This window comes from Mucilaginibacter rigui, from assembly GCF_014773275.1.
GTDB classification, from domain to species: domain Bacteria; phylum Bacteroidota; class Bacteroidia; order Sphingobacteriales; family Sphingobacteriaceae; genus Mucilaginibacter; species Mucilaginibacter rigui_A.
Genome location: NZ_JACWMW010000002.1, coordinates 790,946 through 816,153, shown reverse-complemented (window position 1 = coordinate 816,153; position 25,208 = coordinate 790,946). Strand labels below are relative to the sequence as shown.

The following is a 25,208-nucleotide window of genomic DNA, read 5'->3' as shown; positions in this document are numbered from 1 at the left end:
GCCTATTTACTAATTACCCAATTGTTTAACAGCCAGGTAAGCCATCAGGCCAACGCTTTGCTCCAGTGCGCTTTCTTCGACATCAAATGTTGGGGTGTGTACCGATGAGGTGATACCCCGTGCTTCGTTACGGGTGCCTAAGCGGTAAAAGCATGAATCGGCCACTTGCGAGTAATAGGCAAAATCTTCTGCTGCCATCCATATATCCAGGTCGAGCACGTTCTCTTTGCCCAAATAATCCTCGGCATTGGCGCGGGTTTTAGCAGTAAGTTTTTCTTCGTTAATGAGGAAAGGGTATCCCTTCATGATGTTAAACTCGCAGCTGCCGCCCATGCTTTCGGCAATACCTTCGGCGACCTTTTTGATCTTAATATGGGCCTCAGAACGCCATTTTTCGTCCATGGTACGGAAAGTTCCTTCCAAATAAACCTCGTTTGGTATCACATTGGTAGCGCCATTGGCAATTACCTTACCAAACGATAAAACCGACGGACTCTTAGGGTCTGCAGAGCGGCTCACAATGGTTTGTAATGCCGTAATAATATGCGCGGTGATCACAACCGGGTCTACATTTTGCTGCGGTTGCGCACCATGCCCCCCCTTGCCCCTTACCGTAACATAAAGCTCATCAGTTGATGCCATATACTTGCCCGCACGGAAACCAACCTTACCGGCATCTATCAGCGGCATTACATGCTGGCCAATCACAGCGGCTGGTTTTGGGTTTTCCAATACACCTTCCTGTATCATGAGGCTTGCACCGCCGGGAAGTTTCTCTTCTGCCGGTTGAAAGATCAGTTTGATGGTGCCGCCAAATTCGCTTTTCAAATTGGTTAATATTTTGGCCACACCCAGTAACGACGAGGTGTGTACATCATGCCCGCAGGCGTGCATAACACCCGGGTTTTGCGATTTGTACGGCACATCGTTCGCCTCGGTAATGGGCAGCGCGTCCATATCGGCACGCAGGGCCACCACCTGGTCAGACGGTTTATCACCTTTTATCAGTGCTACCAGGCCGGTATCGGCCATTTTATGGTATTCAAGCCCAAGCTCTTCCAGTTTATTTGCCACAAACACTGATGTTTCTACCTCGTGGAAAGAAAGCTCGGGGTGCGAGTGCAAATGCCTGCGGTTGGCCACTACATCATTAAAAATATCTTTTGCTAAAGCCTGTATCTTTTCTTTAATCATTAGTGATAACCGTTTTGGGTGGATTAATTTTTTCTGATATGATAAACATTATCGGGAACCATACTTTTAACTGCTCTTTCATACGTTCGGCTTCAATACGTGTACGAAAATCGCCGGCACGTACCTTAAAGTTCGGTTCGTGGTACACAATATAGGTACGCATTTCGGGAAACTCTTTATTGAATTTTGCCTGTGCATTATAGGCTGCACCGCGGTTGCTGCCACTATAGATCTGCACGCGGTAACCAAATGAAGATGAGTAGACTGTTGCCGAGCCCCCGCCGCCGCCCACTTTACTGTTAAGGGCCGCACGTTTAGCTAAAAGGGTATCAAACAATGGAGGGGCTACTACCTGTACTTTACCTCTCTCCTGGGCAAAGGCTATAGCCGGTGCTGCCAGCAGTAAAAACAAAAAGCAATATCTGATGAGGCTTAAAGGCACTTGAGTATCAGATATTGCTTTTTTCATGTTCTTTTTATTCAACAAACGTTGTCATGCCGAACTTGTTTCGGCATCCCACATACAAAGTCGACCGAATGCTGACCAATCGACTCGGGAGATCCTGAAACAAATTCAGGATGACTTACTGTTTTTTTAATTTTGTCCCTGGCCGTGGCAGCTTTTGTATTTTTTGCCGCTACCGCATGGGCAAGGGTCGTTCCTGCCAATTTTCTGCTCAACCTTTACCGGGGTTGGCTTTTGTATTTCGCGGGTATCTTCCATTGGCATACCGTTAGCCTCGCTAACAAGCTCGGGTTTTGAGGTGCGCATGTTTCTCAGATCAAGCTTTGGCTGAGGTTTTGCCTCACGTACCTGCTCAGGCTCTTGCTGAACCGCTATACCGCCCCTAAACAGGAAGCTAACCAGCTCTTTATTAACGTTCGCTAACATCTGGCGGAACAATTCAAACGCCTCGAACTTATAAACCAACAGCGGGTCTTTTTGCTCGTACACCGCGTTCTGTACAGACTGTTTTAACTCATCCATTTCGCGCAGGTGCTCTTTCCAGGCATCATCAATAAGGTAAAGTGTAACGTTTTTCTCGAACGATTTAAACACCTCTAAACCTTTATTTTCAACCGCTTTTTTAAGCGGAACTGAAACCTGCAGGCCGTGGATACCGTCAGAAAAAGGAACTACGATGTTCTCTACATATTGGCCACGGGTATCATAAACGTCTTTTATTACCGGGTATGCCTGTTGGGCAACGGCTTCGGCTTTGCGTTTGTAAAAGTCAGTAACCTCTGCAAATGTGCTGTCAACCAGTGCGGCAATGCTTGTACCTGCAAACTCTTCAGCGTTAACCTGGGTATCTACCGAGAATAAACGGATCACTTCCATTTGGAAGCCTTCAAAGTTATTGCTCTCTTTATATTCGGTAACCACATCTTCAATAACATCAAAAACGGTATTGCTGATATCTACATCAAGGCGGTCGCCAAATAATGCGTTTTTACGTTTAGCGTATATAACGGTACGCTGTGAGTTCATTACATCATCATACTCCAGCAAACGCTTACGGATACCAAAGTTGTTCTCTTCAACTTTCTTCTGTGCACGCTCGATAGATTTTGAGATCATGGAGTGCTGAATAACTTCGCCTTCTTCTATACCCATACGCACCATCAGATTAGAGATACGCTCTGATCCGAATAAACGCATCAGGTTATCCTCTAAAGATACGAAGAACTGGGATGAACCCGGATCGCCCTGACGACCTGCACGACCACGCAACTGCCTGTCAACACGGCGGCTCTCATGGCGTTCGGTACCTACAATGGCTAAACCACCGGCGTTCTGTACACCTTCGCCCAGTTTTATATCTGTACCACGGCCTGCCATGTTGGTAGCAATGGTAACAGTGCCAGCCTTACCTGCTTCGGCCACAATATCGGCCTCTTTCTGGTGCATTTTGGCATTCAGTACGTTATGTTTTATACCGCGCAGCTTAAGCATACGGCTCAGCAATTCTGATATCTCTACCGATGTTGTACCCACCAGTACCGGCCTGCCGGCTTTTGTTAGTTTTTCAATTTCTTCGGCAACGGCGTTGTATTTTTCGCGAATGGTACGGTAAACCAGGTCCTGCATATCTGCACGGCTGGTTGGCGTATTGGTTGGTATCTCTACCACATCCAGTTTATATATCTGCCAAAACTCACCCGCTTCGGTAACGGCGGTACCCGTCATACCGCAAAGCTTGTGGTACATCCTGAAATAGTTTTGCAGGGTGATGGTTGCAAATGTTTGCGTTGCATCCTCAACCTTAACGTTTTCTTTTGCCTCAATAGCCTGGTGTAACCCGTCAGAGTAACGGCGGCCATCTAATACACGGCCGGTTTGCTCATCAACAATTTTCACTTTGCCTTCATCAAGGATGTATTCGGTATCTTTTTCAAACAAGGTATAAGCCTTAAGCAATTGGTTAACCGAGTGGATACGTTCTGACTTGATAGAGAAATCGCGCATCAGTTCATCCTTCTGGGCTATTTTTTGTTCGGCCGGGAGATCAGATTTTTCGATATTGGCAATTTCGGTACCTACATCAGGCATCACAAAGAAATTAGGATCTTCGCCCGATGCCGTGATCAGTTCTATACCTTTTTCAGAAAGCTCAACCGAGTTGTTTTTTTCATCGATGATAAAGAACAGTTCAGAATCAACCTTCGGCATTTCCTTACCCTGATCCTGCATGTAGTGGTTTTCGGTTTTTTGCAGCACCTGCCTGTTAGCCCCTTCGCTCAGGAATTTGATCAACGCCTTGTTTTTTGGCAGGGCGCGGTGGGCGCGTAATAAAGCTAAACCGCCATCATCAATACCTGTATTGCCATCGTTTATAGCTTTTTTAGCTTCGTTTAAAACGGTGTTCACATACGCCTTTTGCGCGTTAACCAAACGCTCTATACGTGGTTTTAATTCATAAAATTCGTGCTCATCGCCGCGTGGTATCGGGCCCGATATAATTAACGGTGTACGTGCATCATCAATTAACACGGAGTCAACCTCATCCACCATGGCATAATGCAGCTTACGTTGCACCAGTTCTTCGGGGCTGCGTGTCATATTGTCACGCAGGTAGTCAAAACCAAATTCGTTGTTGGTACCAAAGGTAATATCGGCCAAGTATGCTTTACGGCGTTCTTCGCTGTTTGGCTCGTGTTTATCAATACAATCAACAGATAAGCCGTGGAATTCATACAACGGGCCCATCCACTCGCTATCGCGGCGGGCCAGGTAATCATTCACGGTTACAATATGTACACCCTGCCCGGCAATAGCGTTAAGGTATGCAGGCAGCGTAGCTACCAGCGTTTTACCTTCGCCCGTTGCCATCTCAGATATTTTACCCTGGTGCAATACAATACCCCCTATCAGCTGCACATCGTAGTGTACCATGTTCCAGGTAACCTCGTTACCGGCAGCAAGCCAGGTATTGTGGTGTATAGCTTTATCGCCTTTTATTAAAACGTTGCTTTTTTTGGCGGCCAGTTCGCGGTCAAACTGGGTTGCGGTAACCTCAATGGTTTTATTTGATGAGAACCTGCGGGCAGTTTCTTTTACCACGGCAAAAGCCTCAGGTAAAATATTTAATAATATATCTTCAAGTTCTTTATTACGGTCTTTTTCCAGCTTATCTAACTGGGTGTATAAGGTAACCTTTTCGCTTACCTCTATATCCAGCTCGTTTTCGGTACGGTCTTTTATAGCCTGTATCTCGCTGTCAATACCGGCAAGGCCGGCAGCAATAGTTTCTTTAAATTCTATGGTTTTGGCCCTAAGCTCATCGTTGCTTAACTGATCAAGCTTGGCATATGCAGCCTTAACCTTCTCTACAATAGGCAATATGGCCTTAACATCGCGCTCTGATTTGCTTCCAAAAAGCTTGCTGAAAAAATCTAACATATTATTTTTTTATAATGCACCAAACTCAATAATTGCGCCAGTGCAATTTTAAAGTCATTTTGACATGCAAAGGTACGTTTTTGAGCTGAAAGGAGAAAGTTAAAAGGGCATGACAGTTAACAGAATGTTATTAATGATAAGTGATCTTCCGGGTTTGAATGATTTCAAATTTATTTGAATAGCGCTCTTTTTTTCTTCGCACAATCCAGTTCCCTTTTTTGTCGTAAGTATAGCTATATAAACTTGTACTAAATTTATCTGGTGACATCACATCATAATAATGTACATTTTTGATAATATCTTGATGGCCGTTATACATCATAAAGGCTTTATCCTTTAAATAGCCATCATTGTTATAGGTTGATTGTGTTACTCTGAGCCCATTTTTATCATATGTAAATATCTTTTTTGAAGGATTAATATCAATACCATACTCTTCATTATAAACTTCAATTAATTGGCCTTGCTTGTTGTATTTGAAAAAGTATTTAACAGGTTTAAAGTATGTACGATCATTAGTAGCCAGGTTTTGCTGAACCAAATTCCCTTTGGCATCATAAATATTTGTGTAGATAGATATAATTTTACCGTTTTTCAACTTGGTTAGCCCCAGGAGTTTTTTTCCGCCATCGTATCTGAATTTCCAAATATAACCCAGCGATTGCACGCTGTCTGAATACACGGCATTGATGATGCGGCCTTGTGCATCAAATAAGGAAAAAGAAATGGATTCGATATCGGGATAGATACTATAATCTATTTTTTTCATAGTAGCCACCTTACCTTTTAAACCCTCTCTAATATCATCTGCTGTTATTTGGCAAACGCCCTTAACAGAGATACCCATCAACACCAACAAAATAAAACTTCTCAATAAGTTATTCATATATATAGCTTAGGCTGTTTGGTAAACTTACAATTATCCCTCAAATAATTCATTTGCACACCTGCATATCTGCACATTAACTATATTTGCCCGCATGAATATCCTGCTCCTTGGTTCGGGCGGAAGGGAAAGCGCCTTCGCCTGGAAAATTTCACAAAGCCCAAAATGCGATAAACTGTTTATTGCACCAGGCAATGCCGGCACCGGCCAGTATGGCACCAATGTTAATTTAAAGGTTACCGATTTTGAAGGCATCAAAGCTTTTGCATTGGCAAACGATATTAAAATGTTACTGGTTGGCCCCGAAGAACCGCTGGTAAAAGGCATCCATGATTTTTTCCTGGCAGATGAGCAGTTAAAAAACATCCCGGTTATTGGCCCGCAGCAGGAAGCTGCCCAGCTGGAAGGAAGCAAGGATTTTTCGAAAGCGTTTATGCAGCGCAATAACGTACCTACAGCCGCATCGCGCACATTTACCCGCGATACATTACAGGAAGGTTTTGATTACTTAGCTACAACCGGCCTGCCGGTTGTTTTAAAAGCCGACGGACTGGCAGCAGGCAAAGGCGTTTTAATTTGCCTTACGCTTGAAGAAGCACGCCAGGAACTTTTAGAGATGCTTACCGAAGCCAAGTTTGGCGATGCCAGCTCGAAAGTGGTGATAGAACAATTTTTACAGGGGATAGAGCTTTCGGTTTTTGTAATGACCGATGGCAGCAACTATAAAATATTACCCGAGGCCAAAGACTATAAACGCATTGGCGAAGGCGATACCGGTTTAAATACGGGCGGAATGGGTTCAGTTTCGCCGGTGCATTTTGCTGATGCTGCCTTTATGCAAAAGGTAGAGCAAAAAGTTATTATCCCTACGATAGAGGGATTGAAGAAAGAAGGTATCCCTTACAAGGGCTTTATATTTATTGGCCTGATGAATACCCACGGCGAACCCTGGGTTATTGAATACAACTGCCGCATGGGCGACCCCGAAACAGAAAGTGTTATGCCACGCATTGAAAGTGATTTTGTTGACCTGCTGCTTGGCGTTGCCGAGGGCAACCTTAACGAGAAGGAGCTGATCATATCCGGCAAAACTGCTGCTACCGTAGTTTGTGTGGCGGGTGGTTATCCCGGCGAATATTTAAAGGATAAAACCATTAGCGGGATTGAGAACGTACGCGATTCGCATGTTTTCCATGCAGGCACCGCCTTAGATGGCGAAGATATAAAAGCAACCGGTGGCCGCGTACTGGCCATTACCAGCTTGCAGGATAATATGTTTGATGCTTTGCAGCAAGCTACCGCCGATGCCGCACGCATTTATTATGATGGCGTGTATTTTAGAAAAGATATAGGATTTGACCTTATATAACATCCATTTTATAATAATAAAAAAGCGGTACTGAAATTCAGTACCGCTTTTTTTATGACGCAATAATTAACGGTTGCCTTTTAATACTTTCTAAATAATTGCCTGATAATTAATGTTATCCAAATTATTGGTATATTAGATTACATTAAAACTAAATGCAATGAAAAAACTAAAAAACTTTGGGAAAGTACTAACCCGAAAAGAAATGAAATCTGTTACCGGCGGCTATCGCCAATGCGGGTTAAATGATGGCTTTGTTTGCGGGCCGACAGGGTGTCCTGATCCTTATGGGCCATATGTTGGTACCATAATATCATGGCAATGCGATAGCCCAACAGGCACCTGCAGGCCTACGGAATGTTTATACGCTTAACTGCAAATTAAAAAGGCCGGGATTATGATTCCCGGCCTTTTTAATTGTACTTACTATTTAATTATTGAACCTCAAAAACATTGCTGAAGCTGCCACCATCAGGGTAGTAACCAGTAATAATTAAGCGGCCGTTCCTTAGGTTAGTGATCACTTTATCCATATCGGCAACGCTGTTGATAGGTTGCTTGTTAATAGAGGTGATTATAGAACCAACCGGAATTTCGGTATCATCAAATATACCACCCGGGCGAACCTGTGTAACCAATACGCCAGAGTTTACATGGAATTTGGCTTTCTGTGCCTGATTAAGCGGCTGGAAGCTTGCCCCCATTTTGTTAAACAACTCTGAAGCTGATTTTGATAATGCTGCCGTACGTGGTGCAGGGGCATCTGCCTTAAGTGTTACGGTAAAATTCTTCTCGCTGCCGTCACGTAAAACAGTCAGGTTAATTTTATCACCGGGTTGTAAACGGCCAACGCGCTCCTGCAAGTCAGATGCTTCGTAAACCGGGTTACCCTCAACTTTTACAATGATGTCGCCTGTTTTTATACCAGCCTGCTCTGCGCCGCCACCTGTAACAAGACTGTTAACATATAACCCATTGGTTTTATCTGTTTTTATGCCTTGTGCCATTTCGGGGTTGCTAAGATCAGCAAAGGTAATACCAACATACCCGCGTTTAACAGCGCCGTATTTTTTAATATCGTTCAGTACTTTTTTAGCCAGGTTAACCGGGATAGCAAAACCGTAACCCTCGTACGAACCTGTATGCGAGGCAATAGCCGCGTTAATACCTATCAACTCGCCGGCAGTGTTTACCAGTGCACCGCCACTGTTACCAGGGTTAATAGCCGCGTCTGTTTGGATGAAAGATTCGATACCCTTTTTTAAAGTAGGGCTATCCTGTTGCCTAACCGGGTATGGGTTATCTTCGTCTTCATCATCTTTACCAATGATGTCTATCTGGCGGCCTTTAGCACTAACAATACCCGCAGTAACGGTAGAGTTTAATTTAAAAGGGTTACCAACAGCCAATACCCATTCGCCAACGCGTACCGCATCAGAGTTGCCCAATTTTACAATAGGCAGGTTGGTTGCGTTAATTTTGATCAGGGCAAGGTCGGTATTAGGGTCGGTACCAATTACCTTAGCTTCAAAGCTGCGGTGATCGTTGGTTACAATAGTGATTTTCTCTGCCTTGGCCACTACGTGGTTGTTTGTTACAATATAACCATCGGGAGAAATAATAACACCCGAGCCTGATGCCATTTGCGGCCCCTGCGGACGCATGCGCTGACCAAACATCTGCCCAAACATCTGCTCAAACTGATCCTGGCGATCATTATTTTTAGCGGCATAAGTAGTACGTATGTACACCACTGCCGGGGTTACATCGGCAGCAGCCTGCGTAAAATCTACAGCCCCTGCCGATGATACAACAGGTGCGGCCGCGCGGTTATTTGCAAAATAAACTTTTTGTTTATCCTCCAAACTCATATTATCGGCGTATTTGTTTTCGGCAAGTTTATATACGCCTAACGCCATGGCACCGCCAACAAAGGCGGTTAATAATGTTAAACCAAATTTTTTCATATTATTATTCACTTTTCTTTTACTTTTTTAATCCGGGATTCAAATTTAATACCATATAGACGATATTATCAATAATAAGGTATATGTAATATTGTTAAAATTTGTTAAATTAAGAGTAGCGGCACGTTATATTTGTTACGTATTGCTATACCAAATTATTTAACGACTAAGATAGGAAACCATTGTGCATATAAGCTTTTATAAATACCAGGGGGCAGGAAACGATTTTATACTTATAGACAATCGCGCCGGCACCGTAAAAGGCCTTGATAAACAATCTGTTGCAAAAATTTGCGACAGGCGATTTGGCATTGGCGGCGATGGGCTAATGTTATTAGAGAACGAACCCGGGTTCGACTTTAAGATGGTTTACTACAATGCCGATGGTAACGAGGGCAGCATGTGCGGTAATGGCGGCCGCTGTATAGTAGCTTTTGCCAAACACCTTGGCGTTATTACCGATACGACAAAATTTCTGGCAACTGACGGCGTGCACCATGCCAAAATTTCAGAAACGGGCAACTGGGTAAGCCTGCAAATGATAGATGTGGCAACTATAAATAAAGATGGCGATGCCTATGTGCTTAATACAGGTTCGCCGCATTATGTGGCCCTGGCCAACAACCTGGAAGTTAAGGATGTTTATAACGAAGGCTACGCCATCCGTAATAACCCCACTTATAAACAAGATGGCATTAACGTAAACTTTGTTGAAAAAACCGACGGCGGATATTTTGTACGCACCTTTGAGCGTGGTGTAGAAAATGAAACCTACGCCTGTGGTACCGGTGTTACAGCCGTAGCACTGGCCATGGCCAAACATAACCACCAAACGGGCGCTATAACCACCCCGGTTAAAGTACTGGGTGGCGATCTTAATATCCGCTTTGATTACGACGGCTCAACCTTCAGTAATATATTTTTAGAAGGCCCTGCTGAGTTAGTTTTTGAGGGGGAGATAGATATTTAATCAAAGCCAAACAATACGGCTGTAATTGCGAAACAGGGGCAATCCCTTGCATGCATCCCGCCTCTCTGTTAACAAATATTTACTGCCGAAAATTTTCGGTTGTAAATATTTTACGTTACGTTTGAATTTTTTCTCGATGTAGCTTTCTTTAATTTTTTACCTAAAGAAAGTTCATGTTACGCGTAGACAGTAGTAAACCCTGCCAAATAATTTATGCCATAGCCCGGCACGATTACCTGTCGTACGTGATAGAACCGCATGTTGTTCAGTTAAACCCCAACGGCGAATTTTCTTTTACCCACCAGCGCTTATTCTCAAACACAGCCGAAGAGTTTGCCCAGTGTATTGATGATACCGACCGCAAACTCATCAAAATACTGGAGGATATTGAACAGGGTAACATTATCAAAAAATTCTACAAAAAGCCGATCCGCCCGTTCGAGTTTTTTGCCAAGATCTTTAACGACCAGCTTTTTGATACCATCCGCCCAAAAATTGAAAAAAAACTGGTAGAGGCATTGGCTCTCTTAGGGAGTGGGAATAGGCAAATTTACCTGATGAGTAAAGAGGGTTACCCCGCCGGGCGTAAACTGCATATTGCCGATGAACCGGCTTCGGTATTGTTCCACTTTAGGCGGGGCGATGATGAGATCCGTTACTTCCCTACCATTAAATACCAGGGGATGCGCATTGAGTTTATGTTTAAGGATGCCGAGATCATTTGCAACCACCCTGCCTGGATGCTGCTGGATGATACATTATATTATTTTGATAAAGAGATAGAGGGTAAAAAGCTGCAGCCATTTCTCAATAAGCGTTTCATCTCTATCCCAAAATCGTCAGAGCAATCTTACTTCGAAAAATTTGTTGCCCCGCTGATAGAAAAGCATAATGTTTACGCCGAGGGCTTTACCATAAACACCGAAAAGTACGATGCCACGGCTTTCCTGAAACCCATATATGTAGAAGGCGGCACATCACAGCTGCAACTCTATTTTAAATATGCCGGTTATATTTTCCCTTACGGGGATGGCAGGCACGTATCGGTACGGATGGAGAAAACCGGTGATGATTATCTGTTCCATCGTATTAAACGTTCGGTTACCTGGGAGAAGGGTAAACTACAGCTGTTAGAGGCCATGGGCTTAAAAACGGTTTCCTCTCTATTTCAAAACCTGGAGGTTGCCGCCCACGATGAAGAAAGCGACCGCTCTTTCCCTGTTTTTGAATGGCTTAACCAGCACCATGATGAGCTATTGGAAAAAGGTTTTGAACTGGAACAGCCCGACGGGCAAAAGCGATATGTGTTTGGCAACACCAAAATAGACCTGGAGATAAGCGAAAACAACGATTGGTTTGATATTAACGCAGTAGTTTATTTCGGGCCATACCGTATCCCGTTCATCCAGTTAAAAAATCATATCCTTAACCATAAAAAGGAATTTTTACTACCATCGGGCGAGATAGCCATTATCCCTGAAAGTTGGTTTTCGCAATACGGCAACCTGCTGCATTTTAGCGAGGGCGGCGATGAACTAAAACTGCGCAGGCACCACCTTGGTTTAGTTAACGACCTGAGCGACGGCGAAATGGCCGAAGTATCAATGAACCGCAAGCTGCAAAAGCTTAGTGATTTTGAAGAGACCGAAGATGTGCCAATGCCGGTAAACTTTGCGGGGAGCCTGCGCCCATACCAAAAGGCGGGGTATAACTGGTTCCACTTTTTAAAGGAATACCACTTTGGTGGCTGCCTTGCAGATGACATGGGCCTTGGTAAAACCATACAAACCCTGGCCCTGCTACAAAAGCATAAAGAAGATACCGAGGCGGTTGGCAGCAAAGCCACCTCACTGGTAATTATGCCCACCTCGCTTATTTATAACTGGCTTAACGAGGCCAAAAAATTCGCGCCGCAACTAAGGCTGATGGTACACACCGGGGCGTTCCGCTATAAATCGGCAGAGGTATTTGCCAATTACGATGTGGTGATAACCACTTACGGTATTAGCCGCATAGATATTGAGATGTTTAAGGCCTACTATTTTGATTATGTGATACTGGACGAAAGCCAGAACATTAAAAACCCTTCGTCAAAATCTTTCCAATCGGTAAGGCAGCTAAAATCAAGGTTCAAGCTGATACTCAGCGGTACGCCGGTAGAGAATTCAGTGAATGATCTTTGGACGCAGATGTCGTTCATAAACCCGGGCTTGTTAGGCGCCCAGCAGTTTTTCCAAAACGAATTTGTAACCCCGATAGAAAAGAAAAAAGACGAGGACAAAGCCCGCAAGTTACAGGCCATCATCAAACCTTTTGTATTGCGCCGTACCAAAGAGCAGGTAGCCACCGAGCTGCCGCCAAAAACCGAAACACTGTTCTATTGCAAAATGAGCGAGGAACAGGCCGAGGTTTACGACAAGGTAAAATCAGAATACCGAAACGAATTGCTACGGAGTATTGAGGATGGCACTTACGCAAAAACGCAGATCCAGGTACTTCAGGGCCTTATTAAATTGCGCCAGATAGCCAACCACCCGTCCATGATTGATGCGGAATATGAGGGCGATAGCGGCAAATTTGAGAACGTGGTGCATACCCTTGCCAACGTACTGGATGGCGGCCACAAGGTGCTTATCTTCTCGCAGTTTGTAAAGCAGCTTACCATTTACCGCAACCATTTTGATAAAGAGGGCATCCCATATGTTTACCTGGATGGCAGCACCCAAAACCGGGGTGATGTGGTAAAACAATTCCAGGAAGATACCAGTACACGGGTGTTTCTTATTTCTATAAAAGCAGGCGGCGTGGGCCTTAACCTCACCGAAGCCGATTACGTTTTCATCCTCGACCCATGGTGGAACCCGGCGGTTGAGCAGCAAGCCATTGACCGTACGCACCGCATCGGCCAAACCAAAAATGTATTCATCTATAAATTCATCACCAAAGATACGGTTGAAGAAAAAATCCTGGCCTTACAACAACGCAAGCTTAGTGTAGCCCGCGCGTTGATCACTACCGAAGATAGTTTCATCAAGTCGCTTTCGGCTGATGATATTAAGGAAATATTGGGGTAAAGATGGCCGTTGTCGCTCGGCTCCAGCCGAGCGACCGTTATTACACGGCGTCCCGCCGCAGTATGCTAATTAATTATAAAGGCGGCCAGAGGCCTGCTAATAGTTTATCACCCGGCCCGAGCGATTGAAATGATAAAAGGGACTGGTGAAGCACCAACCCCTTTTTAAATATTTCTTTGTTTCGGCATCCTCAGCAAAACAACTATTTCTTAGCTATCCTGTACAGTTTACCACTATCAGTTAAACCATATAAAGCGCCGTCTTTACCGGTTACAACAGCGCGCCAGCGTTCGTTTCTATCTCTAAGTAAGCGTTCTTCGCCAACTACTTTATTGTTCCGGATAACCAGCCTTGCAATGTGCGATCCGCTCAGGCCACCAACAAACAGGTTATTTTTCCATTCGGCAATGTTACCGGTGTAAAAAGTTATACCGCCGGGCGATATGGTAGGGTCCCAATAATAAACAGGTTGCGTAACGCCTTCTTTTTGCTGTATACCGTCGCCAACCTTTTCGCCGCTGTATTCAATGCCGTAGGTAACCACAGGCCAGCCGTAGTTACGCCCCGGTTTAATAATATTGATCTCGTCACCACCGCGCGGTCCAAATTCGGCTTCCCATAGTTCGCCTGTTGCAGGGTTCCAGGCCAGGCCATCGGGGTTACGTAAACCATAAGCATATACCTCGGGCAGGGCATTTGCTTTTCCCGCAAACGGGCCGCCTGCTACTGCTTTACCCGCTTTGGTTATATGGATGATCTTGCCTATACCCGCGCTCAGGTCCTGCGCCTTCATGCGGATGTCGCTGCCGCTTCTTTCGCCTGTGCTTACAAACAGGTTACCCTGCTTATCAAACACAATACGCGCACCGTATTGCAGGTTGCCTTTATAGGCGGGTGTTGCACGGTATATTACTTCTACATTGTCCAGTTTAGTTTCATCTGCCGATAGCTTGCCTTTGGCAATGGCCAATAGCGAGCCACCATCAGTTTGTTCGGTATACCCCCAATAAACCATACGGTTGGTGGTAAAGGCGGGGTCGATGGTAACATCAAGCAATCCACCCTGTGCACGGTATAACACCGCCGGGAAACCGGTTATTTGTTTATCAAATTCGCCATTTGCTTTTAATATGCGCATGCTGCCTGCTTTTTCAGTCACCAGGAAACGGCCATCAGGCAATACGTGGATACCCCAGGGGTTTTTAAGGCTGCTATTAATAACCGTAACCGAATAAGGAGTTTTGGTTTTTACACCACCTATACGGGTTTGGCCTTTAAAGGCGGGCTTATATGTACTGTTAGGGCTTTGCGTTTCTACGGGAGCCAACGTTGTATCGCGCTGTACAGCCGCATAACTTGCGGTTACTGCAACAGAAAAACTTAGGGCCAGTAACAGGGCTTTTTGGTGTTGAATCATGGTAGTAGCGTTTTAATTTAGAAATATCGTTATTCCATCCGGGTTTGGCTTTATCAATTGAATAATGTAACAGATAAAATACCTTTTAGTGAGCGACTGGTGCAATATATAAATGGTTTTGCTTCTAAAAATTTCAGCCTCAAACAAAACTAAACTTAATGTTGTATTTAGCTTAACTTAACATCATCGTTATCACATTTTTTTAAAGCATGAATAAAATATCTACCGCATACGGCTTTATTGCTTCCGGCTTATAACTTGCTTTTTGTAACATTGCACAAATTTTCAGATTGACAGCCGCCGCCAAAAAAATATTCTCATACCTGTTAAAAGCAAGCATTGTTGTTTTAGCATTTGTATTTATTTACAGCAAATTTTTAGGGAAAAACGACAGCCTTAAACAATTCGAGGTTTTAATATCTGTTATCAGCCGTAACCAGGTTATTTATACCTTAACAGCAGTAGTATTACTAATGGTAGCCAATTGGTTTTTAGAGAGCCTTAAATGGCAGTATCTGGCCAAAAAGCTAACCAATATATCTGTATGGGTAGCTGTAGAAGCTGTTTTTTGTGGCTTAACCTGGGCCATATTTACCCCAAACCGTATAGGCGAATACGGTGGCAGGGTAATGTTTTTACCAAACCGTAAACGTATCCATGGGATTTTTGCTATGGCGGTTGGCGCTTTTGCCCAAAACGTAATAACCAACCTGGTGGGCATACTGGCCTCATTATGGTTTATCTATTATTTCCTCAGCCTTAACACCTGGCTATATTTAGGGATAATGGTATTGTCGCTGGCGTTTTTGGGCCTTTTCCTGATGTTTTATTTCAATATCAGCTGGCTGGTTATATGGCTTAACCGTATCAAATTTTTAAGGAAATACAACCGTTTTTTCGAGATCATGGGCCGGTACAATGCCAATGAACTTTGGGTAGTATTTGGTTATAGCCTGGCTCGCTTTTTTGTATTCTCGCTGCAGTATTACCTGGTGATAAACCTGTTGCTGCCCAACATCCCGTTTTTTAATATGATGATGACGGTATTCGTATTTCTCTTTATCCAATCGGCCATGCCATCATTAGATCTACTGGATATTGGTGTAAGGAGTTTTACCGCCCTGCATTTATTTTTATATGTAACCAACCAGCAAATAGCTATAATTGCAGCGGTTTCATCCATCTGGCTGATCAACCTTATTATCCCTGCCATTATAGGTTCGGTATTTGTTTTTAAACTGAAGTTTTTTGATCGTACTGCATAGCACCATTTCGTTATTACTAACAGGTTTATACCTGCTGGTAGTTGCCTATTTAATTAAAGGCTGGGGGGCATTAAAACGCCCAAATATCAGCACCAGTGGTTTTACTACAAAAGTTACCGTACTAATAGCCGCCCGTAATGAATCTGCCCGTATCCGATATACAATTGATGATATTATAGCGCAAAACTACCCTAAACACCTTACCGAAATTATTATTGTAGACGACCACTCTACCGATGATACTGCCGCCATTATTAGCAGCTATGCCCACATGGGTGTTAAGCTGTTGCAACTAAACGAGGATAAACCCTTAAACTCCTATAAAAAGAAAGCCATTGCCGAAGCTATTGCCTTATCAACCGGCGAGCTGATGGTTTGTACCGATGCCGATTGCCGCATGGGTAAAAGCTGGCTATCATCAATTGTAGGGTATTATGAAACCCATCATCCGGTCATGATCTCATCGCCGGTAACTTATTTTGAAGAAACTACTTTATTTGAACGCCTGCAAACGCTGGAGTTTTCGTACCTGATTGGTATTGGCGCTGCCTTTATAGGCAACGGGCGCGCATCAACCTGCAACGGGGCCAACTTTGCATACAGAAAAGATGTTTTTTACGAAGTTGGCGGATTTAAAGGCATCGACGACCTTGCCTCTGGTGATGATGAGCTACTGCTGCAAAAAGTAGCCGAAACATATCCCAACAAAATAGGTTTCTTTAAAAACCACGATGCAGTAGTATTTACGCATGCCAAACACACCTTGCAGGAGTTTTTACAGCAACGCAGGCGCTGGGCATCAAAATCAACCCGGTATAAAGATAAAAAGGTGGTAGCCCTGGCCGTTTGCATATGGCTGTTTAACCTATCGATGTTGGTTAATGCCGGCCTGGGTTTTTACAATATCTTTTACTTTAAACTTTTCCTGGTGCAGTTCCTGCTTAAATATCTGATAGAGGCGGCCTTCCTGCTGCCTATAACCTCGTTTTTTAAACGGGCAAACCTGGTGGGCCTGCTCATCATACTTATACCGATACATATTATTTATTTTGTGTACGTTGGCCTTATTGGTAACACCAAAAAATATGTTTGGAAAGGCCGTACGGTACGTTAAAGTTGTTCATTTTTGTGCACAGTTGTAAAAAAGGCTAAACGTATCCGTTTAAAAAAGAATATTTGGCTATTTTAGGCTGCCTAAAGTAATAAATGCAAAACAACAACGATAGTTCTGGCGAGGACGAACTGATCCGCTTGCTGCTTAAACGGCAGTCTGAACTGAACTCCCTTTTGGAGGTCACCAGGGCTATTAACAAGAATACCCCAACACCCGTATTGGTGCAGATGCTGGAGGTTATCCTCAAAAATTACCTGCAGATAGGCAAGTTCAGGTTTTTGATAGAAAAGGACAATACGTTTACCTGTATCTCAAAATATGGGGGCGAGATTGAGCCCTCCTTTGCGCTTAACCAAAGCTGGGCGCACCTCAATAAAATAAAAGCCCCCTCGCCCTTAACCGGCCATATCGATGCCTTGTTAAATAAGTATAATTACTTTATCCCCATCTATCATAAAAACAAAGCACTTGCCTTTGCCCTTATTGGTGATTTTAACACCTCGGGCGACATGCTTAACAATGACCTGAACTTTATACAGACATTGATAAACGTGATAGTAGTAGCCCTTGAGAATAAAAAACTTTTTCGGGAACGCTTACAAGCCGAACGTTTTAAGCGCGAAATGGAACTGGCAGTTGAAGTGCAGAATATGCTGATCCCCCTGCGCGAGCATAAAGAGGAGGGCGTTGAAGTGGGGGCGCGCTACCTGCCCCATCAGGACATAGGCGGCGATTATTTTGATTTCTTCAGGCTTAACGAAAACGAATTTTTATGGTGCGTGGCCGATGTATCAGGCAAGGGCATCTCGGCAGCTTTGCTGATGGCCAACTTCCAGGCAAGCCTGCATGGTTTGGCAGCCATTGAGGATGAACTGACCACCGTAGTAGAACGCCTGAACAAAATTGTGATAAGAAACACCAAAGGCGAACGTTTTATAACCCTGTTTTTGGCCAAGTATAACGAGAAAACCCGCAAACTAAACTATATCAACGCGGGGCATAACCCAACCATCCTATACGCTGAAGGTGGAGCCATCCCATTAAAGCTGGGCACCACCATGATAGGCGCCTTTGAAGAGCTACCCTTCCTTAACGAGGGTGAAGTGGACCTGGAACCCGGCAGCCTGATATTTAACTATACAGACGGCCTGATGGATTACGAATTACAAAGCAAAAATTGGAGCGAAGAAAAGCTGCTTGAATTTGTAATAGCCAATGGTGAATTATCTCCCGATGAATTTAACGAAGCCCTGATGACCCACATCAATTCGGTAGTAAAAGGTAAGGCCATTGATGATATTACCTTGCTGACGTTGCGAATATCATAAGTTCAAATCCTTACAATTGCGAGCTATAGCGTGCAGTCTTCGACATGCTTGTCGTCGAGATTGCCAAGTCGCTACTTCCCGCAATGCGATTTTTATAATTATCCAAACAATAGCCCAAACACTTCTTCTATCCGCCCCACAACTTTTACATCAATAGTATAACGCGACAGGTCAAGCCGGTTTTTATCCTTGGCGGCGGTTGGCATATTGTATTTAGATATAAAGATCTGCTCAAAGCCCAGTTTTTGTGCTTCGGCAATACGTTGCTCTATGCGGTTAACAGCACGGATCTCGCCCGACAAGCCTATCTCGCCCGCAAAACAGGTTTTAGTTGGGATTGGGATATCCTCGTGCGAGGAGATAATGGCAGCAGCCAACCCCAGGTCGATAGCCGGGTCTTCTACCCTGATACCACCGGTAATATTCAGGAACACATCTTTGGCACCGAGGCGGAAACCACAACGTTTTTCTAACACGGCCAGCAGCATACTCATACGTTTAGTATCAAAGCCCGTTGCGGTGCGCTGTGGCGTGCCATAAGCCGATGTACTCACCAGCGCCTGGGTTTCTATCAACATGGGCCTCATCCCCTCTAACGTGGCAGATATGGTAATACCGCTTAATGGTTCGTCGCGTTGAGATAATAAGATCTCTGATGGGTTTGAGACCTCACGAAGTCCCTCGCCCAGCATTTCGTAAATACCCAGTTCTGACGATGAACCGAACCGATTTTTGATGGTACGCAAAATGCGGTACACGTGGTGGCGGTCGCCTTCAAATTGTAGCACGGTATCAACCATGTGCTCCAGTATCTTTGGGCCGGCTATCATACCATCTTTGGTAATATGGCCTATCAGGAATACCGGGGTAGAAGTTTCTTTGGCAAAACGCAGCAATTCGGCCGTACATTCCCGCACCTGAGATACACTGCCCGGGGTTGATTCTACATGCGAGGAATGCAGCGTTTGGATAGAGTCGATCACCAGAATATCGGGCTGTAATTCTTCTATCTGCTTAAATATATTTTGGGTTGATGTTTCTGTTAATATATAGCACCCCTTGTTTTCCTCCGGATTTTGACTTTTGACTTTTAACTTTTGACTTCCGTCTAATGCCAGCCTTTCTGCCCGCATTTTTATTTGGTGGTCGCTTTCCTCACCCGATACATACAGCACTTTTACATTGGGCATGTTCAGCGCCAGTTGCAGCATCAGGGTTGATTTACCGATACCTGGTTCGCCGCCTATCAGCACCAGTGAGCCGGCTACAATACCACCGCCTAAAACACGGTTAAACTCCTTATCGGGTGTAAGCAGGCGGTGTTCTTCCTTAAAAGTGATGTCAGCTACCTCAACCGGCTTATTTGCCCGCTGCGATGAAGCCGGGCTGCTTTTCCAGTTAGGCACCGATGCGCTGGATTTCTCCAAAATCTCTTCAACAAAAGTGTTCCATTGCTGGCAGCTTGGGCATTTACCCAACCATTTAGGAGATTCGTAGCCGCAGCTTTGACAGAAATAAGCGATTTTAGTTTTAGCCATTATATTGGATATGCAGATTCAAAGGTGCAAATATGCTAATTTTTTGCCAAAAAAATTAGCAATTGAATATAAGGGCTCTAAGTATCAATTAGCGTTAATAGCAGTTACTATTGCAGCTATAATATCATCATAAAGCGTTTTAGAGATATCGTTGTATTCTGCCTGGGTTTGTTCATCGCCAAAGCCAAGGTCATTCCATGAACCCATCCCACCAAAAACCCATGAAGAGGCGGCCGAAAAAAGTAACTGTTGCTGCTCAAGGGAAAACCCATCGGGGGGTATTAGGTCTTTATAATATTCAACCTTGGGGTTGGGGCTGTCTATATTACTTATGGCATTTTCAAAGGCTGTTGAGAAACCACCGGTATCGTTGTTCAATGAAAAATCTAATGCTGTTTTAAGTGTATTTGATAGTTCTTTTTTAACAACAGCCAATGGAGGCGATTGCTTTATCCGGCTTTTATCAGCCGTAAGTACCGCATAATAAGTTATAGACCAGATCCTATTATCGGGCGCTTTGGTATCGGTAACTTCCCATTTTGCGAACCAATATTTAAAATAGCCCTTTTTATGGGCCGATTCAATTAGCCAAACACCGCCACCGCCAACAAAGCCCGATGTTTTATGGTCACTAAACATGGATTGATCTGCGGAGTGCTCGTAATACAATTTTAACGAAGTGCAGCCCTCCGTTTGTAAATACCGGTACCATTCGCCCGGGTTATTAGCTATTGTACTTTCTTTATCAGGTAGGCCCCCGGTACCTTTTTCAATGTTTACAAATTCGATCTTTTTACAATAAATAAAAGTTGAACAGTACAGGTTTAACTCATCAGAAGATATTTGATGTTTTAAATAAGCGTTACCATAAGTTGCCAATGATACAAGCTGTGCTATCGTTCCGTTCATGCGGTTTAAGTAAGGTTATTATATGCGTAACCATATTCATGCAGATATTGTTCTAAATAAAAAGAGCAGATGCTACCTAAAACATCTGCTCTTTTCATTTGCATATTTGCACAGTTAAAATCTGCGCATCTACAATTTTATTTCTTCGTCTTTACTCGAGAAGAATTTAAACTCAGTGATCTGGTAAGCAGGGTTGCTTTTCACCTTTATCCACTGGTTGTACTTAAAATACCATTTCATCTGGCGGTTAAATAACCCCTTTTTAATGTATGCCTCAATGTACGGGTGTACACAAAGCGTAATATTTTTCTCGTTTTGCTCCTCAAGTATGTAATTGAAGTTGTTTTCAATATCATCAATAAGCAAAACGGTTGGCCTGATGGTACCGGTGCCACCACACGCAGGGCAAACCTCGCTGGTAACAATGTTCATTTCGGGCCTTACCCTTTGGCGGGTAATTTGTATCAATCCAAATTTACTTGGCGGCAATATGGTGTGCTTCGCTCTGTCATCAGCCATTTGAGCTTTCAGATAATCAAACAACTCCTTACGGTTAGTTGGCTTGTGCATGTCAATAAAATCGACAACCACAATACCACCCATATCACGCAGGCGCAACTGGCGGGCAATTTCTTTGGCGGCCTCCTTGTTTACCTGGTAGGCGTTCTCTTCCTGGTTCTCTTTGTTGGCTGTACGGTTACCGCTGTTCACATCAATAACGTGCAGGGCTTCTGTATGCTCAATAACCAGGTAAGCGCCACCGGCAAGGTTTACCGTTTTACCGAAGGTAGATTTGATCTGCTTATCAACACCATGATGCTCAAAAATTGGCTCCTTGTGTTTATGCAAACGAACGATGCCCTCCAGATCAGGTGAAATTTCGTGGATGTACGACCGTACCTCTTCATACATACTCTGTTCGTTCACATAAATATGCTGAAAATCGGGATTCAGGATATCCCTTAATATGGTTGATGTACGGCCAATTTCGCCCAGTACCTTTTTAGAAGGTTCGGTTCCGTGCAACTTGGTAACAAAGGTTTCCCATTTTGATATCAGGTCAAGCAGATCCTTCTGAAGTTCGGGCACACCTTTACCTTCAGATACGGTACGTATAATTACGCCGAAATGCTTTGGTTTAATGCTTTCAACCACCTTACGCAGGCGGTTGCGTTCCGTATTGCTTTTGATCTTTTTTGAGATAGATATCACCTCAGAAAAAGGTACCAGTACTACGTACCGACCGGCTATTGACAGGTCGGAACTTAAGCGGGGGCCTTTTGTTGAAATTGGCTCCTTAGCTATTTGTACAGGTACAAGCAGGCTTTTTGATAATACATCAGAGATTTTTCCCCCTTTGTTAATATCAGCTTCCGGCTTAAAATTATCTAAAAGCTTCGATTGGTACCCACCGCTACGTACTTGTTTGGTTAGCTTAAGCAGGCTTTGTACCTGCGGCCCCAAATCAAGATAATGCAAAAAGGCATCCTTCTCGTAACCTACGTCCACAAAAGCTGCATTCAGGCTCGGCATAATTTTTTTTATGCGTCCTAAATAAATATCACCAACAGTATAATTGTTAGTAATTTGCTCTTTATGGAGTTCTACAAGTTGTTTGTCCTGTAATAATGCAATGGTAGCCCCGTTGGGGGATGAATCGATAATTAATTCTTTTATCAACTGCTACTCCATTTCTTAAAACGGCGCACAATTGCGCCGCAAGTTAATAAGTGGGTAAAATACACACATAAAAACCCCGCAAAGCGAGGTATAAGCTATTTTACAGTAGCTTATTTTTTCTTATGTCTGTTTTTTCTTAAACGCTTTTTGCGTTTGTGAGTAGCCATTTTATGTCTTTTACGTTTTTTACCGCTTGGCATAGTATAATTTTTAAATGTGATTAATTTATTTTTTTAATTCCTTTATATACTCATCTATGCGCTGGCCCGCTACCGGGTCGCCCATTAAATCTTTGCATTTTTCATAAGCTGCAATCGCTTCCTGTTTCTTGCCCAGTTGCTTATAGCTTTCGGCTAAATAAAAGTAAGGCTCAATCTCTTCCTTTTGCGCAATAAGGGTTTTAAACCTGTCAACCGCTTTTTCGTACTGCCCGCTCTTCATGGCAAACATGCCTAAGTTTAGCAGTGCGTCGTGGTTTTTAGGGTCCTGCTTTACTACCTCAAGCAAAAGTGCAATACCTTGCATTGGCATAGCGCCGCCGTTTACATAAGCCACACCTAAACCCGTTTTAGCCTCAAGGCTGGCGGGCTGCAGTTTCGTAGCATGGTCAAACGCCTCAACAGCATTTGCAACAAACGTACCTTGTGCCGATGTATCGCTTGATAGTTTATACGCCGTGTTAAAACGGTTACCTGCATCTACCCAATCTGCCATAGCGTTGCTTTTATGAGCAATATCCAGGTAATAAAAGGCAGCAGGGGCTGGCTGTGTAACACTATCCCACGCTTTGGCAATTTGCCTTTGCAGGGTAATTTTATCAGCTTCGCCGGCTGTTTTAAGTTTGGCCTCAAGCGCGCTTATCTCTCGCGCAATGGTAGCATCAATATTGGGTTTAGCCAATGCCGATACCGAAGCCTCATTTATATTAGCATTTGGTTTTAGCGCCGGGGCCGTAGCCGCTTTTGCATTGCCGCGTGTTGCTTCGGGTTTTATTAACCCTTTAACCGGTAATGAATACAAATAGCCCATTATAGCAACTACTGCTACTGCAACAACTATTTGTTTTTTCTTCATAATGATTATTTGGCTGCTTTTGTAGTTTTGTTACCGCTGCGTACTTTCTCAACAAAAGTTTTAGCTGGTTTAAAGCTCGGTACAAAATGCTCAGGGATAATGATGGCAGTGTTTTTTGAGATGTTACGGGCTGTCTTTTTAGCTCTTTTTTTAACTACAAAACTACCGAAACCTCTAACGTATACGTTTTCGCCGCCAACCATTGAGGTTTTAACTACTTTGAAAAACGCCTCAACAGTTTCCTGCACGTCCACTTTTTCTATTCCTGTTTTAGATGAGATTTCAGCTATAATTTCTGCCTTGGTCATATCCTGTTTTCTTTTATTTAAATGTATAAATACTTAACTGTTTTGGGGTTGCAAAAGTATCGCTTTAAAATTAAAGATTAAAATAAATAGCACATTTTTTTTCTGAGACGCTTTTTCGCCTCAAATTATGATACGGCGATGATAAGATGTTACTTTGCATAGGATGAATTTTTCTGCCGAACTGATAGCCTGGTACACCGATAATAAACGCGACCTGCCATGGCGTAATACTACCGATGCCTATATAATATGGCTATCTGAAATTATACTGCAGCAAACTCGCGTAGAGCAGGGCATGCCTTACTTTTATCGTTTTGCGGAGAGATATCCAACTGTAACAGCCTTTGCAGCAGCCCATGAGGATGATATACTAAAGTTATGGCAGGGCTTGGGTTATTATTCGCGCGGGCGCAACATGCTCAAAACTGCACAACTGGTACAGCAGCAGTATAACGGCGTTTTCCCGGTAAGCTACCATCAGCTGATCAAACTAAAAGGGATAGGCGAGTATACCGCCGCCGCCATTTCCTCTTTTTCAGCAAACGAGGCAAGGGCCGTTGTTGATGGCAATGTTTATCGCGTATTAGCCCGGTATTTTGGCATTGATGAGCCTATAAATTCGCCCAAAGGCAAAAAAACCTTTCAAAAAATTGCTGATGATGTGCTGGATAACGCCCGGCCGGCCCTGCATAACCAGGCTATAATGGAGTTTGGGGCCATGCTTTGTAAACCTAAAAACCCTGCCTGTGGTATTTGCCCCGTGCGTATGGACTGTATTGCTTTTAAAACAAATGCAACAACCTGTTTGCCTGTAAAACTAAAGACCGTTAAGATCCGAAAAAGATATTTTAACTATATGTTAATATCCGACGGTGAGAAAATATTAATGAACAAAAGAAATGAAGGTGATATTTGGGCAAATATGTATGATTTGCCATTGGTTGAAACGCCGGAGTTAATGGATATTGTTGAGTTATTACAACTGCCCCAAATGAAAAACCTGGGCAGCAATATTGCTTTAAAGGATAATTCAGCTATAATTAAGCATGTATTAACGCACCAGCAATTATATATCAGGTTTTTGATCCTTAAAGATTTCCCGAAAGAATTACAGGAAAACTGGTTTTATGCCGATATTGAAAACCTGAAAAATTTAGCGCTTCCGAAACCTATTTTTATATTTATAAAATATTTTTTTAATTTCTAAATAA

Annotated in this window: 19 protein-coding genes; 8 read left to right on the top strand and 11 right to left on the bottom strand. The window is 43.5% G+C overall.

The annotated features are described in order from the left end of the window. Positions 1–9 precede the first annotated feature (9 nt). The 4 genes from IDJ75_RS10730 to IDJ75_RS10715 form a co-directional block, all read right to left on the bottom strand. Entirely contained in the window at positions 10–1,194 is a 1,185-nt protein-coding gene (locus IDJ75_RS10730; RefSeq protein WP_191175620.1) for a M20 metallopeptidase family protein, read from the bottom strand. Then, positions 1,187–1,663, bottom strand: a complete 477-nt coding sequence (locus IDJ75_RS10725) for an SPOR domain-containing protein (protein WP_191175619.1) — start codon at positions 1,661–1,663, stop codon at positions 1,187–1,189. The genes IDJ75_RS10730 and IDJ75_RS10725 overlap by 8 nt, the downstream gene beginning before the upstream one ends. A 126-nt stretch (positions 1,664–1,789) precedes the next feature. Then, positions 1,790–5,098, bottom strand: coding sequence for a preprotein translocase subunit SecA (gene secA, locus IDJ75_RS10720; RefSeq protein ID WP_191175618.1), 3,309 nt, complete (start codon positions 5,096–5,098; stop codon positions 1,790–1,792). A gap of 130 nt (positions 5,099–5,228) precedes the next feature. Next, complete coding sequence (locus tag IDJ75_RS10715; protein WP_191175617.1) at positions 5,229–5,984, bottom strand: hypothetical protein; 756 nt, start codon at positions 5,982–5,984, stop codon at positions 5,229–5,231. Positions 5,985–6,078: 94 nt separating this feature from the next. Between IDJ75_RS10715 and purD the strand changes: the two genes are divergently transcribed. Both purD and IDJ75_RS10705 read left to right on the top strand, forming a co-directional pair. Beyond that, positions 6,079–7,353: a phosphoribosylamine--glycine ligase gene (gene purD, locus IDJ75_RS10710; protein ID WP_191175616.1), complete on the top strand. Its 1,275-nt coding sequence runs from the start codon at positions 6,079–6,081 to the stop codon at positions 7,351–7,353. Positions 7,354–7,513: 160 nt separating this feature from the next. Next, complete coding sequence (locus IDJ75_RS10705; protein WP_191175615.1) at positions 7,514–7,726, top strand: hypothetical protein; 213 nt, start codon at positions 7,514–7,516, stop codon at positions 7,724–7,726. Positions 7,727–7,787: 61 nt separating this feature from the next. Here IDJ75_RS10705 and IDJ75_RS10700 read toward each other — a convergent pair whose 3' ends face one another. Continuing rightward, the gene (locus tag IDJ75_RS10700; RefSeq protein WP_191175614.1) at positions 7,788–9,320 is read right to left on the bottom strand and encodes a Do family serine endopeptidase; all 1,533 of its coding nucleotides are present in this window, start codon (positions 9,318–9,320) and stop codon (positions 7,788–7,790) included. Between the two features lie 184 nt (positions 9,321–9,504). Here IDJ75_RS10700 and dapF point away from each other — a divergent pair, with 184 nt between their 5' ends. Beyond that, positions 9,505–10,290 (top strand): diaminopimelate epimerase, encoded by a 786-nt coding sequence (dapF, locus tag IDJ75_RS10695; RefSeq protein WP_191175613.1) that lies wholly within the window; start codon positions 9,505–9,507, stop codon positions 10,288–10,290. Between the two features lie 173 nt (positions 10,291–10,463). Next, complete coding sequence (locus IDJ75_RS10690; RefSeq protein WP_191175612.1) at positions 10,464–13,364, top strand: DEAD/DEAH box helicase; 2,901 nt, start codon at positions 10,464–10,466, stop codon at positions 13,362–13,364. Between the two features lie 202 nt (positions 13,365–13,566). Here the strand turns inward: IDJ75_RS10690 and IDJ75_RS10685 are convergent, their stop codons facing one another. After that, positions 13,567–14,781, bottom strand: coding sequence for a PQQ-dependent sugar dehydrogenase (locus tag IDJ75_RS10685; protein ID WP_191175611.1), 1,215 nt, complete (start codon positions 14,779–14,781; stop codon positions 13,567–13,569). Between the two features lie 290 nt (positions 14,782–15,071). Between IDJ75_RS10685 and IDJ75_RS10680 the strand changes: the two genes are divergently transcribed. The 3 genes from IDJ75_RS10680 to IDJ75_RS10670 all read left to right on the top strand — a co-directional run bounded on the left by IDJ75_RS10680 (position 15,072) and on the right by IDJ75_RS10670 (position 18,488). Further along, positions 15,072–16,046 (top strand): lysylphosphatidylglycerol synthase domain-containing protein, encoded by a 975-nt coding sequence (locus IDJ75_RS10680; protein ID WP_191175610.1) that lies wholly within the window; start codon positions 15,072–15,074, stop codon positions 16,044–16,046. Further along, a complete protein-coding gene (locus IDJ75_RS10675) occupies positions 16,030–17,160 on the top strand; it encodes a glycosyltransferase family 2 protein (RefSeq protein WP_191175609.1) in 1,131 nt (376 codons plus the stop codon). The genes IDJ75_RS10680 and IDJ75_RS10675 overlap by 17 nt, the downstream gene beginning before the upstream one ends. Positions 17,161–17,252: 92 nt before the next feature. Next, complete coding sequence (locus IDJ75_RS10670; RefSeq protein WP_191175608.1) at positions 17,253–18,488, top strand: PP2C family protein-serine/threonine phosphatase; 1,236 nt, start codon at positions 17,253–17,255, stop codon at positions 18,486–18,488. Positions 18,489–18,586: 98 nt separating this feature from the next. Here the strand turns inward: IDJ75_RS10670 and radA are convergent, their stop codons facing one another. The 5 genes from radA to IDJ75_RS10645 all read right to left on the bottom strand — a co-directional run bounded on the left by radA (position 18,587) and on the right by IDJ75_RS10645 (position 23,997). After that, positions 18,587–20,026 (bottom strand): DNA repair protein RadA, encoded by a 1,440-nt coding sequence (gene radA, locus IDJ75_RS10665; protein WP_191175607.1) that lies wholly within the window; start codon positions 20,024–20,026, stop codon positions 18,587–18,589. Positions 20,027–20,110: 84 nt separating this feature from the next. Next, positions 20,111–20,935: a hypothetical protein gene (locus IDJ75_RS10660; protein WP_191175606.1), complete on the bottom strand. Its 825-nt coding sequence runs from the start codon at positions 20,933–20,935 to the stop codon at positions 20,111–20,113. A gap of 129 nt (positions 20,936–21,064) precedes the next feature. After that, positions 21,065–22,615, bottom strand: a complete 1,551-nt coding sequence (locus IDJ75_RS10655) for an Rne/Rng family ribonuclease (RefSeq protein WP_191175605.1) — start codon at positions 22,613–22,615, stop codon at positions 21,065–21,067. 225 nt (positions 22,616–22,840) lie between these two features. Next, positions 22,841–23,689: a tetratricopeptide repeat protein gene (locus IDJ75_RS10650; RefSeq protein WP_191175604.1), complete on the bottom strand. Its 849-nt coding sequence runs from the start codon at positions 23,687–23,689 to the stop codon at positions 22,841–22,843. A gap of 5 nt (positions 23,690–23,694) precedes the next feature. Further along, on the bottom strand, positions 23,695–23,997 hold the full coding sequence (locus tag IDJ75_RS10645) for an HU family DNA-binding protein (protein WP_191175603.1): 303 nt from the start codon (positions 23,995–23,997) through the stop codon (positions 23,695–23,697). Positions 23,998–24,160: 163 nt separating this feature from the next. On the opposite strand from IDJ75_RS10645, the gene mutY reads away from it, so the two are divergent. Next, complete coding sequence (gene mutY / locus IDJ75_RS10640; protein WP_191175602.1) at positions 24,161–25,204, top strand: A/G-specific adenine glycosylase; 1,044 nt, start codon at positions 24,161–24,163, stop codon at positions 25,202–25,204. Positions 25,205–25,208 lie beyond the last annotated feature (4 nt).

Excerpts from the sequence above, each read along its gene's own strand:
- IDJ75_RS10730 (WP_191175620.1), bottom strand. The coding sequence starts at position 1,194 with ATGATTAAAGAAAAGATACAGGCTTTAGCAAAAGATATTTTTAATGAT.
- IDJ75_RS10725 (WP_191175619.1), bottom strand. The coding sequence starts at position 1,663 with ATGAAAAAAGCAATATCTGATACTCAAGTGCCTTTAAGCCTCATCAGA.
- secA (WP_191175618.1), bottom strand. The coding sequence starts at position 5,098 with ATGTTAGATTTTTTCAGCAAGCTTTTTGGAAGCAAATCAGAGCGCGAT.
- IDJ75_RS10715 (WP_191175617.1), bottom strand. The coding sequence starts at position 5,984 with ATGAATAACTTATTGAGAAGTTTTATTTTGTTGGTGTTGATGGGTATC.
- purD (WP_191175616.1), top strand. The coding sequence starts at position 6,079 with ATGAATATCCTGCTCCTTGGTTCGGGCGGAAGGGAAAGCGCCTTCGCC.
- IDJ75_RS10705 (WP_191175615.1), top strand. The coding sequence starts at position 7,514 with ATGAAAAAACTAAAAAACTTTGGGAAAGTACTAACCCGAAAAGAAATG.
- IDJ75_RS10700 (WP_191175614.1), bottom strand. The coding sequence starts at position 9,320 with ATGAAAAAATTTGGTTTAACATTATTAACCGCCTTTGTTGGCGGTGCC.
- IDJ75_RS10690 (WP_191175612.1), top strand. The coding sequence starts at position 10,464 with ATGTTACGCGTAGACAGTAGTAAACCCTGCCAAATAATTTATGCCATA.
- IDJ75_RS10685 (WP_191175611.1), bottom strand. The coding sequence starts at position 14,781 with ATGATTCAACACCAAAAAGCCCTGTTACTGGCCCTAAGTTTTTCTGTT.
- IDJ75_RS10670 (WP_191175608.1), top strand. The coding sequence starts at position 17,253 with ATGCAAAACAACAACGATAGTTCTGGCGAGGACGAACTGATCCGCTTG.
- radA (WP_191175607.1), bottom strand. The coding sequence starts at position 20,026 with ATGGCTAAAACTAAAATCGCTTATTTCTGTCAAAGCTGCGGCTACGAA.
- IDJ75_RS10660 (WP_191175606.1), bottom strand. The coding sequence starts at position 20,935 with ATGAACGGAACGATAGCACAGCTTGTATCATTGGCAACTTATGGTAAC.
- IDJ75_RS10650 (WP_191175604.1), bottom strand. The coding sequence starts at position 23,689 with ATGAAGAAAAAACAAATAGTTGTTGCAGTAGCAGTAGTTGCTATAATG.
- IDJ75_RS10645 (WP_191175603.1), bottom strand. The coding sequence starts at position 23,997 with ATGACCAAGGCAGAAATTATAGCTGAAATCTCATCTAAAACAGGAATA.
- mutY (WP_191175602.1), top strand. The coding sequence starts at position 24,161 with ATGAATTTTTCTGCCGAACTGATAGCCTGGTACACCGATAATAAACGC.